The organism is Maribacter confluentis, from assembly GCF_030505015.1.
Classification (GTDB): domain Bacteria; phylum Bacteroidota; class Bacteroidia; order Flavobacteriales; family Flavobacteriaceae; genus Maribacter; species Maribacter sedimenticola.
On record NZ_JAUKUC010000008.1, the window covers coordinates 1 to 14,654 of the forward strand.

Sequence of the window (14,654 nt, forward strand, 5' to 3'; positions counted from 1 at the left end):
TTTGGGTAATTATAGTCAATTACCCTATTTTAAACAAGGTAGCAATATTGTCATCCCAGATTCTATACGGTTTAATTTTGACACTCAAAAAGCGTTGATCTGGAATTCACGTACAGAACAACAAGCCGCCGCCGGCGCACTAGGTAGTGATGTCATGAAGGTGTATGCGGAAATTACCAAAAAAGAAAACGATTCTGTTTATTTTTTAAGTGAAGGAAAGCTTACCACCTCCGCAGACACCATTAATCCAGACTATTACATACGCATTAGAAAGGCCAAGTTTGTCCCCAAGAAAAAAGTAATTGCCGGATTCAGCAATCTTTATATTGCAGATGTTCCTACACCCATTGCTATGCCTTTTGCCTATTTCCCGTTAACGGTAGGCAGGTCTGCAGGTGTGCTGATGCCCTCTTTTGGCAATGACCCCAATACGGCTATTTCTTACAGGATATGGGGTATTATGTTCCTTTGGGCGATTATGCCGATGTTACCTTGTCCGGAGATTTTTACACCAATGGAAGCTATGCCTTCAGGAGCGCCTCGCAATATATTAAGCGCTATAAATTAGGGGAAATGTTAATTTAAGGTTTGAGAATCAAGTAAGAAGCCAAAAAGGTTTTAGTGACTACAGTCTATCACGTAATTACAATATTCAATTTTCACATTCACAAGACCCAAAATCCAGTCCAAATTCAAGGTTCTCCGCGTCCGTGAACTTAGGTAGTAGTGAATACTACCGTAACTCGCTACAGCAACGCAACTTGCCTAATACGCAAAACAATACCTTATCCTCCTCTATTTCATATTCCAAGACCTTTCCCGCGTATCCGTCCATAAACATGAGCTTAACGGCTACCCATTCGCAGTTGACATCACCAACGGCAACGGCTTCGGACACGGACAATATCAATATGACCCTCCCTACTTTTCAGCAAGCATGGAACGTATATATCCGTTTGCAAAAGGGACGGAATTAAAAAAGGAATTATACAGAACATTAATTTCCAATATGATGTCAATGCACAGAACAGGTTGACCACCAATGATGAGGATTTTCTGACCGCTAGAATGTTCGATAATTCAAAAGTTGGAGCAAGACATCGCATTCCGTTAAACACCAACTTTAAAGTCGCCAAATTTTTTAGTGTCAGTGTAGGTGGTAGTTATGAGGATGTTTGGACCATGGAAACGTACAACAAAAGTTTTGATCCGGAGACCGAAACAGTCGTAACCGATACCATAAGTGGGTTTGACAGGTTTAACAAATATAATTTTAGCAGTAGTATAGGAACCACCTTGTACGTACGTTTAATTTTGGGGAGGACAAGAAAATACAAGCTATACGCCATACCATGAGACCTTCCATAAGTTATGGGTATGCCCCATCATTTGATCAGTTTTATGATGAGTATATAGATGAAGATGGTGAAGTAGTACAGTTCAGCAGGTTTCAAGGTTCCCTTTATGGAGCGCCTTCTTTAGGTAAATCCAACAGTTTAGGGTTTTCGCTTGCCAATACGTTAGAGGCCAAAGTACGAGATAAGGACAGTACTAAATTAGAACCTAAAAAAGTATCGTTGTTAAGTAACTTCAACATCTCTACAGGGTATAATTTTGAATCTGACTCTTTACGTTTAAATCCGTTGAACATTAATGGCGGTACCAATATATTGGACAATAAAATGTCCATTAACTTCTCCGCAGCTTTGGATCCATACGCCATTGACAATAACGGAACAAGAATAGACACGTGGAATGCGGATAACGGTGGGAGCTTGTTTCGCCTTACCAGAGCCAATGCAAATATTTCTTATGCAATTAGTAGTGACATGTTCGGCAAAAGGAAAAAGATGACAAAGAGAACGAGGAGGAAGACCCGTTTGACTACGTAGCCCAAAGCGGAGGAAGGGACGACGATCTATTTGGCAGGGCAGATAATTTTAATGACAATCCTATTGATAAAAATAAGGGGCAAGATGTGGAAAACCCTATTTATGGAACAAAAATACCGTGGAACTTAAGGTTGGCCTATTCCGCCAGCTATTCCAACTCTGCACGGCAGAACGAGTTCAGCAGCCACTCCTTAATGTTTACGGGAGATATTGAACTGGCGCCCCGCTGGAAAGTAGGCGGTTCATCCGGTTACGATTTTAAGAACAAAGGTTTTACTCTTACCCAATTAAGGTTTCAACGAGATCTTAAAAGTTTCTCCATGCGTTTTAACTGGACACCTTTTGGACAATATAAAAGATGGTATTTCTTTATTGGTATAGATGCCTCTATTCTAAAAGACCTTAAATGGGAAAACCGCAGTCAGCCCTTTAGTAATTAATATAAATGACCAAAATCATGAAACAAATTATAAACACCAAGAATGCCCCGGCACCAATTGGCCCATATAACCAAGCTGTATTAGCCAATAATACGTTATATATTTCCGGACAAATTCCTCTTAATCCTGTAACAGGTGAACTGGTAACCGGTGATATTAAGAAGGAGACTGAACAGTCCATGGAAAATCTTAAGGCAATTTTAACCGAAGCGGGAATGACTTTTGAACATGTCGTAAAATCCTCTATTTTCCTGAGCGATATGAATCAATTCTCAGCGGTAAACGAGGTATATGGCTCCTATTTTAATGCAGAAACGGCCCCTGCTAGAGAGACCGTTGAAGTTGCGAACTTACCTAAGTTCGTAAATGTTGAAATTTCTATGATTGCCATAAAATAAGTGCTTACATATTTGCACGATGAAATTCTACGAGACCCTCTATAGGTCTTTGGCGAATAACGCCTACGATCAAATCATTTCTTTGCAATACAGATGTAAGTTCAGCTTTTAAATAATGGGCAATACTACCAACAAAATTAATTGGCACCTTTGTAGCCAACTCAAACTGCATAACGTAGTTATTGATAAATTGCTGAAATCCTTTATCAATAACCCCTTTGGAATAAGGATGTTCCTTGTTCTCGATTAAAAAACGCGCAAAAGTTGCCAAATAAGTATTGGGATTAGGTTGCTTATAAAGATTCTCCTTGATCACATCAGGATCAAGATCATGCTGTTTTGCAAATTTGTGAGCCAAATCTGCCGGCATTTTATGAAAATAATAATCCCTGATCAATTTTCTGCCAAAGAAGTTGCCACTACCATCATCCATGGGAATATACCCTAAGGAAGTCACTTTCTGGAACAATTGGTTACCGTCGTAATAACTGCAATTTGAACCTGTGCCCAGAATACAAACAATTCCTTGGTGTCCCACCTTTGTTGTGGCAAATATTGCGGCATAAGTATCCTCTTTAACTACTGCCTTTGCATTTGGAAAGAAATCTTTAAAAATGCTTTTAAAAAAATCTTCATACGGTCAGTTCCACAACCCGCCCCATAAAAATATAGATGAGATACCTTTTCCCTATTTTTAGAAAGTTCAAAGTTGTTCGCCAAGCGATCTTCAATAACATCTTTCGTTAAAACCTCTGGACTTAACCCTAAGGTCTGAGTCAAAAAAAGTTGCTCCCCATTATCATCTAGTGCGATCCAATCTGACTTGGTAGCACCACTATCTACTATTAAAATCATATACAGATTGTCTTTAAAAAATAATCCTGAAAATAAGGAAAAAAAGCCTCATTTTCAGGAATTATCCATGTTATACTAAATGTTTGTTATAACGTATTTACATGCTGCATTAGGTCTACCATTTTATTGGAAAAACCAGCCTCATTATCATACCAGCAAATTAATTTAAAGAACTTGGAATTTAGCTCTATACCAGCTCCGGCATCAAAAACACTTGTATGGGATTCACCTATAAAATCTTGTGAAACCAAAGCTTCCTCAGTATAACCAAGAACACCTTTCAACTCCCCTTCAGAAGCAGATTTAAACGCTTTTTGATTTCCTCGTATGAAGTATCCTTTTGTAAACGTACGGTCAAATCCACAACGGAAACATCCGCAGTTGGAACTCTAACGCCATACCGGTCAATTTCCCTTTTAAAGCAGGAATTACTTTGGTTACGGCAACTGCAGCTCCAGTAGAAGCAGGAATAATGTTCAACATTGCACTTCTACCACCTCTCCAATCTTTTCTTGAAGGACCATCAACGGTCATTTGAGTAGCCGTTGTTGGCGTGAACAGTTGTCATCAAAGCTTCTTCAATACCGAACTTGTCATTTAATACCTTGGCCATAGGTGCCAAACAGTTGGTCGTACAAGAAGCATTGGATACTATTGAATCAGAAGCTTTAACTTCTTTATGGTTAACACCCATTACAAACATTGGGGCATCTTTAGAAGGAGCTGAAATCACTACTTTTTTAGCACCACCGTCATATGGTATTGAGCAGTTCCAAAGTTGTGAATATACCGGTACATTCCGCTACGGTAGTTGCACCAACTTCATCCCACTTACAATTTTTTGGGTCTCTTTCCGCAGTAATACGTACTGTTTTACCATTAACTACCAAGTGACCGTCCTTAACCTCAACAGTACCATCAAAAGCACCATGAACCGAGTCATACTTAAGCAAATATGCCAAGTGCTCAACATCTAACAAATCATTGATGGCAACTACATCTACATCACCACGTTTTACCGTTGTTCTAAAGACCAACCTACCTATTCTTCCGAAACCGTTTATTCCTACTTTTAAATTTGACATTTTTTCTGTTTTAGTTTTTAAATTATGTTGTCATTATTTCAGAAACCCTAATGAGCTCCTTATCTATTTTCGTATGACCCTTTATCGCTTTTTCAATTGGGGTCAATGTAATTTGATTATCTTGAATACCGACCATTAAGCTGGTTTTACCTTCCAACAAAGCTTCTACGGCCTTTACGCCCATTCTACTTGCCAATACCCTATCATAACAGGACGGGGCACCGCCTCTCTGCATATGGCCCAATACGGATACACGAACATCATATATTGGCAAATGCTCCTCTACGTACTCCTTAAGTTCAAAGACATTTTTACCAGACTTATCACCCTCGGCCACAATCACGATACTTGATGATTTTCCAGACTCCTTACTTCGCTTTAAGGACTCTAACAATCTGTCAAGACCCAAGTTTTCTTCCGGAATCAATATTTCTTCAGCACCAGCACCAACACCTGCGTTCAGTGCAATATGGCCTACGTCCCTGCCCATTACCTCAACGAAGAAAAGCCTATTGTGAGAGCTTGCCGTATCACGTATCTTATCTATACATTCCACAACCGTATTCAGGCCGTATCATACCCTAAAGTAAAAGTGGTTCCAAAAATATCGTTATCAATCGTACCCGGAATTCCTATTACGGGAAAGTTATATTCCTTGTTAAAAATCATGGCACCGGTAAAACTACCGTCACCTCCTATAACCATAAATGCATCATATACCTGCCTTTACAAGTTGATCATGGGCTTTCTTCCTTCCTTCCGGAGTCCTGAAATCATTACAACGTGCAGATTTAAGTATAGTTCCGCCTTTGTTGATTATATTGTTTACACTACGGCATCCATAACCTTGAAATCCCCTTCTATCATACCTTGGTAGCCCCTATAAATGGCGACACAATCTACCTTTAAGTAGGCACAGGTACGTACAACTGATCTTATGGCCGCGTTCATCCCTGGAGAATCGCCACCTGAAGTCAGCACTGCTATTTTTTTTATTACTGAAGACATGGAAAAATTTAAGCCAACGAAATTACAAAATCAAAATGCAATAAAGAAATATACTAGCTCTGCTTTTTAAAGGAAATCTAAGAAAACGTTTTCGGTGTTATATTTAATTGTGAAATCTTGGAATTTTCTTTGTTTTCCTAACAACTATTCTACAAAAATTTAGCGATAAATTGATTTAGGCTTATCATAGAATCTAATTAGGCTATCGTTACCCATTGTAGCGGTAGGAACAGGGTTAATTGCCTTAGGTGTTTCCTGTACCGGCTTCTTTGCCAATATTTTTTGAAAAAGTTCCTTAAAATTATTAAAATCCACCTCATAAGTTAAGCCGGCACCTTGTGTAGACCCTTGCTGATCGGACAAGTATGCCTGAATTTCACTTTGCCTACTAAAGAATATGGCGCTCAAGGTGCCCTCCTCATTTAACAATACCTGAATCTCAAAATCTCCTGCAACCAATGTTTCACTCGATGCCCCGACCGGAACACCCACTTTGCCATTGAACAATATCCTATCCGAAATTTGTGTAGAAACGGTGACACCAATCCTATCATCTGTTTCAATGTCCGCAGACCTATCCAATATACCTTGCTCATAACTGAGACCCAAATTGAATTTATCATTGCCACCGCTCAGATGGAATTCAAAATTCCGGAAGCACTTGAACCAAGTTTCCTGTAATGGCCTGTTGGTTAATACCACTTTGAGAATTTACAAAAGTGCCCTGTGCCAGTAGGAAAATTGCGTTTTTCTCCTCTACGGTTGGATCTTGAAGGCGATATTCCAATTCTGATTGTACAATGGAATTGGTTCCTGGAAAATCAATCCCAAAATCTATATCGGGACTTTGAAGTTCACCGGTAAGACGAATTATCACATCCGTAGGTATTCTTCTGGTAAAGCCGGGGTCGTCCAACAAAGGGGCCGGATTTGCATTTAGGGAATAGATGGCCTCCATATCCAACAAGGCCTCTAAAGGTTTTTGGTCCCAGTTTATGGTTCCGCCAGGTTCCACCTTAAATTTCTTATCTATAATTCCCCCAAATTTGTAATTATATTCCCCCGTAACCACTACGAAGTCACCATACATCTCAAACTTACCATTAGTATTTATTTGTATCAGGATTATACCTTCCCAGTCCCTTTCAAGGAACTTCCGGTTTTGGTATCCGTAACGATCTCCACCTCTGCCTCTGGTGTGACATCAAGGTTAAACTCCAACTCTAACCCTTGATAATCCTTTAATTGCCTTTGGCGCTCAATGGTACGTTTATCATTTTTTTCAATAAAATTGATAAAGGAATAATCCCCTACACTGGCAACATCGCTCAAAGGGATCTTTAAAGAGGTACCTTCTGCCGTAGCACCGTCAACCGTAATGTTCAAAGCTGTTGTTGGTCCAAAAAATTCGGCCTTTCCATTGAGGTATCCGGTACCGTAGTAAAGGTCACCTTCCTTAAATTCAGTATTTAAAATTAAAAAACGCTCATTGTTCGTATTCACATCCAGATCCAATACCCAATTATCAAATAACTATGTGTAATGGTACCATCTAAATTTGCTTTGGTTCCTTTTGCCACATCCTGTAAGGCAATTTGCTCAAAATTAAAGGTTTGGTTGGCAAGTACTACGCGGGACCTGGGCGCAAAACTATAATCTACATTAAGATACGGCACAGCAATACCCGCATTATCCAAGGTTAACAGGCCATCAAAATTTGGATTATCCACACTACCCGTAATCCTGACCCTACCGTCAATATCCCCTCTAATATGATCTATGACCCCCTCACCCAATGGACTGAACGGTTCTAGGTCAAAGTTGTTAAAATTAGCGATTAAGTTAGCATTAGGTATTGCTTCTTTATTTTCATAAATATTTTGAATTGAATGCCACTAATTCCTTTAAATTCCAATGGCCTACTTTTGGTGGAATTTCCCTTTGTTTTTTTTCTGATGCGTTTATAAGAATATCATCTACAAAGCCACTGATATTACCGGAAACATATGTCCATTTGGTTTTTCTTACCTGCCTTGTCCTTTTACCTTTATTACTGTTATAGGTTTGCGTTTCATAATAATAATCTCCACGCTGCCCTTGATAGGATGCTTTTAAATTGGCATCAAAAGTCCAATAGGGCACATAAAGGCCATGTAACCCTTCTGGATCCAATGCGGCCCTTTTTAATTTATTGGGGCAAACCAAAGTTTTGCTACCCAATTCCTGAACACTGTCTGGGCTTTTCTTGCATCTAACTGAAAAGGTACTAGGGCTCCGGGCAATATCCATCCTTCTTTTTCTACATCTTCACGTATTAAAGGTTCACTACAATACACACATTGTAACGATTTGTAATTTTCTTCTACATGTTGGTTTGCACCACAATTTTTACAATGTAGCAGTTCAATCGTCTGGGTATATGCATTTTCCCCAACTATCCGTAAATAGTGTTCCAGTTCAAGCTCCTCAAACTGCTTTTGGATTGTTCTATAAACTCCTCGTACCCACAATAATCACAAGTTAACTGATGCGAACCAGGTTTAAACTTTAACTCTGCCCCACAATTGGCACATGCTTTTTTGTATTCTGACTTTTGAATTTCGTCCATAGTAAATTCCCTTGTGGTTAAAGGGTAGTGACCTACTTATAATCTTGTTTAGGCGGAGGGTAAAGGTGGCGGGGTATTTCTCCTAAAAATGATTTAAGCTCCTCTATTTCCTTTAATGGTGCCCATTGTTCCATTCCCTGTTTCCAATAAGAGAATCTCTATTGATAGTCCTACTAGCAAACAATTCCTTTAATTTATCTATAGGTACCGGACCGGATTGCTGCCACCAACGGCATAAAAATATCCTACGGCAACCGGTATTGGTGGTGGACTTGGCGGTTGTACCTGTTGCCCACCAAAAGGTTGTCCACTAGGTTGCCCCATCATACCGCCCATCTGTTGCGCCAATACAAAACCCATACCCATGCCCATACCCGCACCGGCGGTACCACCTTCATTTTTTGCAGCGAGCTCCATTGCTTTGGCCGCCTTGAACTGAGCCAACTTGCCCATATCCAACTTATCTAACCTACTATATTCAAATATTTCCTTTTTAAGTTCTTCCGGCATGGAAACATTTTCAATATAGAATTTTTCCAATTCTATACCTACCCTATTAAATTCTGGTTGCATGACCTCTTGGCAAGTTTCCGACAATTCACTAGTATTTGCAGCATATAGTTCTATAGGAAGGTTTGCCTCGCCTACGGTATCGGTTAAAAACGGGTTACGATCAAACTTTTTAAGTGCTCATTGACTTCATAGTTGGTAAAATTACCATCTGTACCCACCACATCGATCACAAATTTTCCTGGATCATTTATTCTAAAGCTATAAGTCCCAAAAGCCCGATCTCTACCAACCCAAACCTGTCGTCACTTAGCATGAAAGGGTTTTTGGTTCCCCACTTCTCATCAGTAAAAAGTCTTGTATTAACAAAGTATACCTCAGCCTTGAACGGACTATCAAAACCATATTTCCAACCTTTTAGTGTGGTAAGAATAGGCAGGTTTTTAGTGTTCAATGTATAGGTGCCAGGTTTAAACACATCTGCCAATTGCCCCTCATTAATAAATACCGCCACTTGCCCTTCACGAACAATTAATTGTGCGTTATTTTTAATTTCGTTCTGATAGCGCTCAAAACGATGGACTATTGTTTCATTGTTAACATCTAGCCACTCTATTATATCTATAAATTCGTGACTAAGTTTTTTTTTAATTTCATCGAATATGCTCATGGTCAGCTAATTTTGTTTTGTGCAATTCAAGATATGCATTTCAAGAGCAGAGCCAAAATATCACGGAATAATAATCGTTAATAATGCTGCCCATAGTGGTATTTTATTATTTCATTAAGAATTTTTAGGAAATAGGTATATTTTCTAATTAAATTAGAATTTCTAATTACGGTCTAGATTTATGAAAAAGATATTTTGTATTGGGGAATTATTGATTGATTTTGTTGCCGAAAATCAGGGGAGCGATTTATCTAAAGCAAATGAATTCACAAAAAAAGCAGGCGGAGCACCGGCAAATGTGGCTTGTGCCATCAGTAAATTAGGAGGTGACAGCTTCTTTATAGGCTGTGTAGGAAACGACCCTTTTGGAAAATTTCTTTTAAGGATATTAGAGGATGAAAAGGTAGATATATCCATGCCCAAGAATCTGACATCTTTACGACCTTGGCCTTTGTTTCATTGGACGAGGATGGTGAAAGGGATTTTGTTTTCAGTAGAGGGGCAGACAGGGAACTGGTTTATGACTCCTCCCTTAAAACTTATTTTGAGCACAACATTGTGCATTTTGGAGCCGCTACCGCATTATTGGGCGGCACTTTAGAAGAAGCATATAGCAGATATTTATTTGACGGCCTTACCAAAAACGCATTTATAAGTTTTTGACCCCAATTATAGGGTTGACCTATGGAAAAACAAGGTGGATGTATCAAACGTAAGTGCGAAACTTTCATAGAAAAATCACAATTATGTAAATTTAGTTTGGAAGAAGCACTATTGCTTTCCAGTAAAGAGAACGTAGAGGAAGCCTGTGAAGTTTTACATGAAATGGGAACGGAAATCATAGTAGTGACCTTAGGAAGTGAAGGGACCTGGTTGAGTACTAAAAAATTTCAAAAAAATATAGCGAGTATTACTGTAACCCCCAAAGATACTACGGGTGCAGGTGATGCCTTCATAGGCTGCCTATTGTATCAAATTGCCAAATATCCTACTATTGAAACATTATTGGATAATGAAGAGGTACTTACCAATATGGTAACCAAAGCCAATAAAGCGGGTGCTATTACCACGACCAATTTTGGAGCCATAGAATCTTTGCCAACTATGCAACAACTAGACGCTTAAAATGAACCAAGCGGAACTACATCGTTATTTGGTTTCCAAAGAACCAAAGATAGATGATGCACAACAGCTCAAAACCTATTTTGACCTGAGGCTGGCAACCAATCTCTCATTAATAAAATCTTTGTTTTTTTCACTTTATAACGAAAAGGAATATGTAGATCAGTTCTATGTGCTCATTGAACAGCTTGAAACTCTTTACGGTCAACGTTCCTTGGCGTTACAACAACAAGATATTGAACGCTTAAGGGCGGGTAACTGGTACCAGAGCGAACAAATGGTCGGCATGCAACTTTATGTGGACCGTTTTAACAAAAACATTAGCGGTCTAAATGAAAAATTGCCCTATTTCAAAGATTTAGGAATCAATTTTTTACACTTAATGCCTGTAACCACCAGGCCAGCCGGGGAAAATGACGGTGGGTATGCAGTAAACAGCTATCATGAAATAGACCCCAGATATGGCACTAAGGACGAGTTTGTTGCCTTGACCAAAAATGCCCGTAAAAAAGGAATTTTCCTAATGCTGGATTTTGTGGTCAACCATACGAGCGATGAGTTTGAATGGGCCAAAAAAGCAAAAGCGGGCAATGCTAAATATCAAGGGTATTATTACACATACCCAACACGCCATATTCCAGATGAATTTGAAAAAACGCTCCCCGAAATCTTTCCACAGTCTGCACCGGGCAATTTTACCTATAACAAAGAAATGGAAAAATGGGTAATGACCTGTTTTAATCATTACCAATGGGATCTAAACTATAGAAACCCGAAGTTTTTATAGAAATGTTGGCCAACTTAATGTCCTTGGCCAATTTGGGCGTTGACGTAATCCGTTTTGATGCCTTGGCCTTTCTATGGAAAAAGCTCGCACCCAATCACAGAACTTACCGGAGGCCCACGCCTTAATCTCCCTTTTTAGAATGTGCCTTCAGGTTATTGCGCCAGGAGTAATACTTTTGGCCGAGGCCATTGTAGCCCCAAGAAACATTCTCAAGTATTTTGGCGAAGGAATGTTAGAGGGCAATGAATGTGAAATTGCCTATAATGCTTCTTTGATGGCGTTACTGTGGAACTCCATTGCAACCAAACAGGCATCTCTCATGCTAAAGAGCTTAACCGAGATACCAACCAAACCCAAAGACGCTACTTGGATAAATTATATTAGGTGCCATGATGATATCGGTCTTGGATATGACGATAATTTTATAGCCTCTATGGGTTGGGACCCAAGGGTACACAAAGAGTTTTTATTAAATTACTATTGTGGTAAATTGGCATGGTCACCTGCCAAAGGATTAATGTTTATGTACAATCCTAAAAATGGAGACGGAAGAATTACCGGTAGTGCCGCATCCCTTTTGGGTCTTGAAACCGCATTGGCACAAAATAACAAAAACATAATTGATTACGCCATTGCCAAAATATTAATGATGCACGGTATCATCTTAACGATTGGCGGCATACCTATGATCTACGCCGGGGATGAAATAGGCACCTTGAACGACTATACTTTTGAGCAAGATGCCGATCATGTAAACGATAACCGTTGGGTGAATAGGCCACTTCAAGATTGGAATACTATTTCCACATTGAACAAAACATCAGATAGCCCCCCAACAATTATATTTAAAGGATTAAAAAATATGATCCGTATAAGGAAAGATCATACTGTCTTCAAAGACACCAATAACCTTAAAATATATGGATGTCCCAATCCGCATATATTCGTTTACGAACGTACAGAGGGTGAATGCAACATCTATATCCTTTCAAATTTTAACGAGGTAACGGAAAAATTAGATATTGGCTGGCTGCATTCCATTGGCATTCAAACTGGTAATACGACTATTGATCTTCTAACCGATCATCCTCTTGAGCTTATAAATAACGAGCTGCCCTTAAAACCTTTTCAACAACTGTGGATTAAAAATAGTTAATGGTCGTTAAATAATAACGAATACCTATTCATTAAAAAAATGCATTTGGGCAACCTTTCTATTTGTAAATTGTTTGGTCACTATGGTTTTGATGAAGCCATATTAAAACATCAGTATACCACAAATAAAATTCTAACTTATAGACCAAAAAGTGGTTTTTATATCATGGAATTTTAATTGTACCTAACCTTCCTAAGTATTCTCAGTGCCTCTTTTATTGAGGTATTAACCTTGGGGTAGGCATGTTTTAAAAGCCCCCTTGCTATTTCCATCTGTTCCTTGGCCTGTTCAAATCCATTTAAATAACAAATAAGATAAGTATCTGCCAAATATTTTAAACTTTGACCTCCATAGGACTAAATGCAATGTTAGCTTTGGCCTTCTCTATAATTAAATTATTGTTTTTATAAATTTCCCCAGTTTCTTTTGATTGTATTTAGGCGGATTAAAAAGCAAATCACTGTTAATTTGATAAGTGCCATTTTCATTAAAATTAATTACCACTTTTTCTAATGGATAATATTTTTGTTTGGCCCCTAGTCCCAATTGCACAAATTCTATTGTTGTAAATGAATTTTCATCAATACTGATTTTTACCTCATCTAAATTAGAGTAGAACAATTTCACCTGTTCGTTAATCAATTCAATATCTACCCTATAATAAAAGGTTTCCCCGTTCACTACTTTTTTATTGCCGGCCCAACAAACTACAAATTGCTCTTTAAAAACCTTATAATCACTTTCTAAATCTTTATGCCTATTGTTTAAAAAATCAATTACTCCGTCTAAGGTTAATTTTATATTGTTCTTTGCATGTTGCTCTATGGTAGCGACAGCCTCATTATTTATTTCCTTAAGTTCTATATCATACGCTTTTGGCAAACTAATGCTCCCTTCCCTAAAAAATACAGAACCTGCGTAATATTTCCAGATGGTCTTTCTTAGGGAACATACCTTACCTATGGATTTTATGGTGACCAACCCTACAACCTTGCCGTCCGGCAAATGCGGAAACGGTATATTCTCATATGAGATCAAGGGAGGGTTGTTTAAATATGCATTGACCAGATTTTGGATTTTACTATCATCAAAAAAATCTACCCCAACAATATTATTGTCCTCATCCTCTACACCTATTACTATAAAAGAATTATTGGAAGGATTGCTATTGGCCAAAGCACAGACATGCTTTAAAAATTTTGCCTTTCCCTCTTTTTCCCCAATGGATATAAAACGCTTTTTATCGTAAAAACTATTCTCGTCGTTATGGGCGAGCAAGTTTTTAACCAATAGGCGTTTATTAATCATTTGTTATAATGTTTTCAATACCTAAGATTTATTTACAATGGTACTGGATGCCTGTGCCGTGGGCATGACAATTAAATCTGCAATATTTACATGATAGGGTCTTGTTACCACAAAATGGATAATGTCCGCAATATCTTCCGGATTTAGTGGCTGAAAACCTTTATATACATTATCCGCACGATCATCATCTCCCTTAAAGCGCACATTACTGAACTCCGTTTCCACCAAACCAGGTTTATGGCCCCAACCCTAATTCCAAATGGGTTAAGGTCTATTCTCATGCCTTGGTTTATGGCGTCTACGGCATGTTTGCTTGCACAATAAACATTTCCTTTAGGGTATACTTCCTTTCCGGCGGTGGATCCTATGTTGATAATGTGCCCGGATTTTCTCTGTACCATCTGTGGTATAAGTGCCTTGGAAACATACAATAAGCCTTTTACGTTTATATCCAACATGGCATCCCAATCTTCTAGATTCCCTTCATGAACGGGGTCTAACCCATGCGCATTTCCTGCATTATTGATAAGAATATCTATTTGGGAAAATTCTTCCGGCAAGCCATCTATTCCCTTGTTAACCATGGTTTTATCCCTTATATCAAAATTTAAGGTATGGATATCGACTTCTTTTTCCAATTCATTTTTAAGTTGGTCCAACCGCTCTTGACGCCTACCGCAGATTACCAAGTTTATTCCATTTTTGGCAAAAAGTACGGCGGTTGCTTTTACCTATACCCTGGTAGCTCCCGTTATAAATGCTGTTTTTTTCATCTTCAACTTTTTTATGCGACTTCATGACCTTCGTTGGCTTCA

The 14,654-nt window shown here is 38.6% G+C and carries 11 protein-coding genes and 9 pseudogenes; 7 read left to right on the forward strand and 13 right to left on the reverse strand.

The features are described from left to right. Positions 1 to 2,332: pseudogene (locus Q2T41_RS19885) on the forward strand (putative LPS assembly protein LptD); the annotation flags it as partial. 17 nt (positions 2,333 to 2,349) lie between these two features. Then, complete coding sequence (locus Q2T41_RS19890; protein WP_304436999.1) at positions 2,350 to 2,730, forward strand: RidA family protein; 381 nt, start codon at positions 2,350 to 2,352, stop codon at positions 2,728 to 2,730. 4 nt (positions 2,731 to 2,734) lie between these two features. Here the strand turns inward: Q2T41_RS19890 and Q2T41_RS19895 are convergent. The 11 genes and pseudogenes from Q2T41_RS19895 to Q2T41_RS20965 form a co-directional block, all read right to left on the reverse strand. Then, positions 2,735 to 3,585 (reverse strand): annotated as a pseudogene (locus tag Q2T41_RS19895) (N-acetylglucosamine kinase). Positions 3,586 to 3,671: 86 nt separating this feature from the next. Continuing rightward, a pseudogene (gene gap, locus Q2T41_RS19900) lies at positions 3,672 to 4,670 on the reverse strand (type I glyceraldehyde-3-phosphate dehydrogenase). Positions 4,671 to 4,692: 22 nt separating this feature from the next. Beyond that, positions 4,693 to 5,678: pseudogene (gene pfkA / locus Q2T41_RS19905) on the reverse strand (6-phosphofructokinase). Between the two features lie 159 nt (positions 5,679 to 5,837). Further along, positions 5,838 to 6,380 (reverse strand): translocation/assembly module TamB domain-containing protein, encoded by a 543-nt coding sequence (locus Q2T41_RS19910; protein WP_304437527.1) that lies wholly within the window; start codon positions 6,378 to 6,380, stop codon positions 5,838 to 5,840. Further along, a pseudogene (locus Q2T41_RS20955) lies at positions 6,322 to 7,181 on the reverse strand (translocation/assembly module TamB domain-containing protein). Before Q2T41_RS20955 ends, Q2T41_RS19910 begins: the two are co-directional and overlap by 59 nt. Next, on the reverse strand, positions 7,178 to 7,474 hold the full coding sequence (locus tag Q2T41_RS19925; RefSeq protein WP_304437530.1) for a hypothetical protein: 297 nt from the start codon (positions 7,472 to 7,474) through the stop codon (positions 7,178 to 7,180). The pseudogene Q2T41_RS20955 and the gene Q2T41_RS19925 overlap by 4 nt, the downstream one beginning before the upstream one ends. Positions 7,475 to 7,547: 73 nt before the next feature. Beyond that, on the reverse strand, positions 7,548 to 7,898 hold the full coding sequence (locus tag Q2T41_RS19930) for a hypothetical protein (RefSeq protein ID WP_304437531.1): 351 nt from the start codon (positions 7,896 to 7,898) through the stop codon (positions 7,548 to 7,550). Next, positions 7,862 to 8,188: a hypothetical protein gene (locus tag Q2T41_RS19935; RefSeq protein WP_304437532.1), complete on the reverse strand. Its 327-nt coding sequence runs from the start codon at positions 8,186 to 8,188 to the stop codon at positions 7,862 to 7,864. The genes Q2T41_RS19930 and Q2T41_RS19935 overlap by 37 nt, the downstream gene beginning before the upstream one ends. Continuing rightward, entirely contained in the window at positions 8,113 to 8,286 is a 174-nt protein-coding gene (locus Q2T41_RS19940; RefSeq protein ID WP_304437533.1) for a TFIIB-type zinc ribbon-containing protein, read from the reverse strand. The genes Q2T41_RS19935 and Q2T41_RS19940 overlap by 76 nt, the downstream gene beginning before the upstream one ends. A 198-nt stretch (positions 8,287 to 8,484) precedes the next feature. After that, positions 8,485 to 8,883, reverse strand: a complete 399-nt coding sequence (locus tag Q2T41_RS20960) for an SPFH domain-containing protein (RefSeq protein ID WP_367186941.1) — start codon at positions 8,881 to 8,883, stop codon at positions 8,485 to 8,487. 59 nt (positions 8,884 to 8,942) lie between these two features. Beyond that, positions 8,943 to 9,466, reverse strand: a pseudogene (locus Q2T41_RS20965) (SPFH domain-containing protein). A gap of 181 nt (positions 9,467 to 9,647) precedes the next feature. Between Q2T41_RS20965 and Q2T41_RS19950 the strand changes: the two are divergent. The 5 genes and pseudogenes from Q2T41_RS19950 to Q2T41_RS19970 form a co-directional block, all read left to right on the forward strand. Then, positions 9,648 to 9,824: pseudogene (locus Q2T41_RS19950) on the forward strand (PfkB family carbohydrate kinase); the annotation flags it as partial. A gap of 86 nt (positions 9,825 to 9,910) precedes the next feature. After that, positions 9,911 to 10,129 carry a carbohydrate kinase family protein gene (locus Q2T41_RS19955; protein WP_304437537.1) on the forward strand — a complete coding sequence of 73 codons (219 nt, stop codon included), beginning with the start codon at positions 9,911 to 9,913 and terminating at the stop codon, positions 10,127 to 10,129. Positions 10,130 to 10,150: 21 nt separating this feature from the next. Beyond that, positions 10,151 to 10,591 carry a PfkB family carbohydrate kinase gene (locus Q2T41_RS19960; protein WP_304437534.1) on the forward strand — a complete coding sequence of 147 codons (441 nt, stop codon included), beginning with the start codon at positions 10,151 to 10,153 and terminating at the stop codon, positions 10,589 to 10,591. Position 10,592: 1 nt separating this feature from the next. After that, on the forward strand, positions 10,593 to 11,375 hold the full coding sequence (locus Q2T41_RS19965) for an alpha-amylase family glycosyl hydrolase (RefSeq protein ID WP_304437535.1): 783 nt from the start codon (positions 10,593 to 10,595) through the stop codon (positions 11,373 to 11,375). A 73-nt stretch (positions 11,376 to 11,448) separates the two neighbouring features. Continuing rightward, the gene (locus tag Q2T41_RS19970; RefSeq protein ID WP_304437536.1) at positions 11,449 to 12,531 is read left to right on the forward strand and encodes an alpha-amylase family protein; all 1,083 of its coding nucleotides are present in this window, start codon (positions 11,449 to 11,451) and stop codon (positions 12,529 to 12,531) included. A 173-nt stretch (positions 12,532 to 12,704) separates the two neighbouring features. Here the strand turns inward: Q2T41_RS19970 and Q2T41_RS19975 are convergent. Together Q2T41_RS19975 and Q2T41_RS19980 are read right to left on the reverse strand one after the other, a co-directional pair. Further along, a pseudogene (locus Q2T41_RS19975) lies at positions 12,705 to 13,839 on the reverse strand (ATP-binding protein). 21 nt (positions 13,840 to 13,860) lie between these two features. Then, a pseudogene (locus Q2T41_RS19980) lies at positions 13,861 to 14,612 on the reverse strand (SDR family NAD(P)-dependent oxidoreductase). Positions 14,613 to 14,654 lie beyond the last annotated feature (42 nt).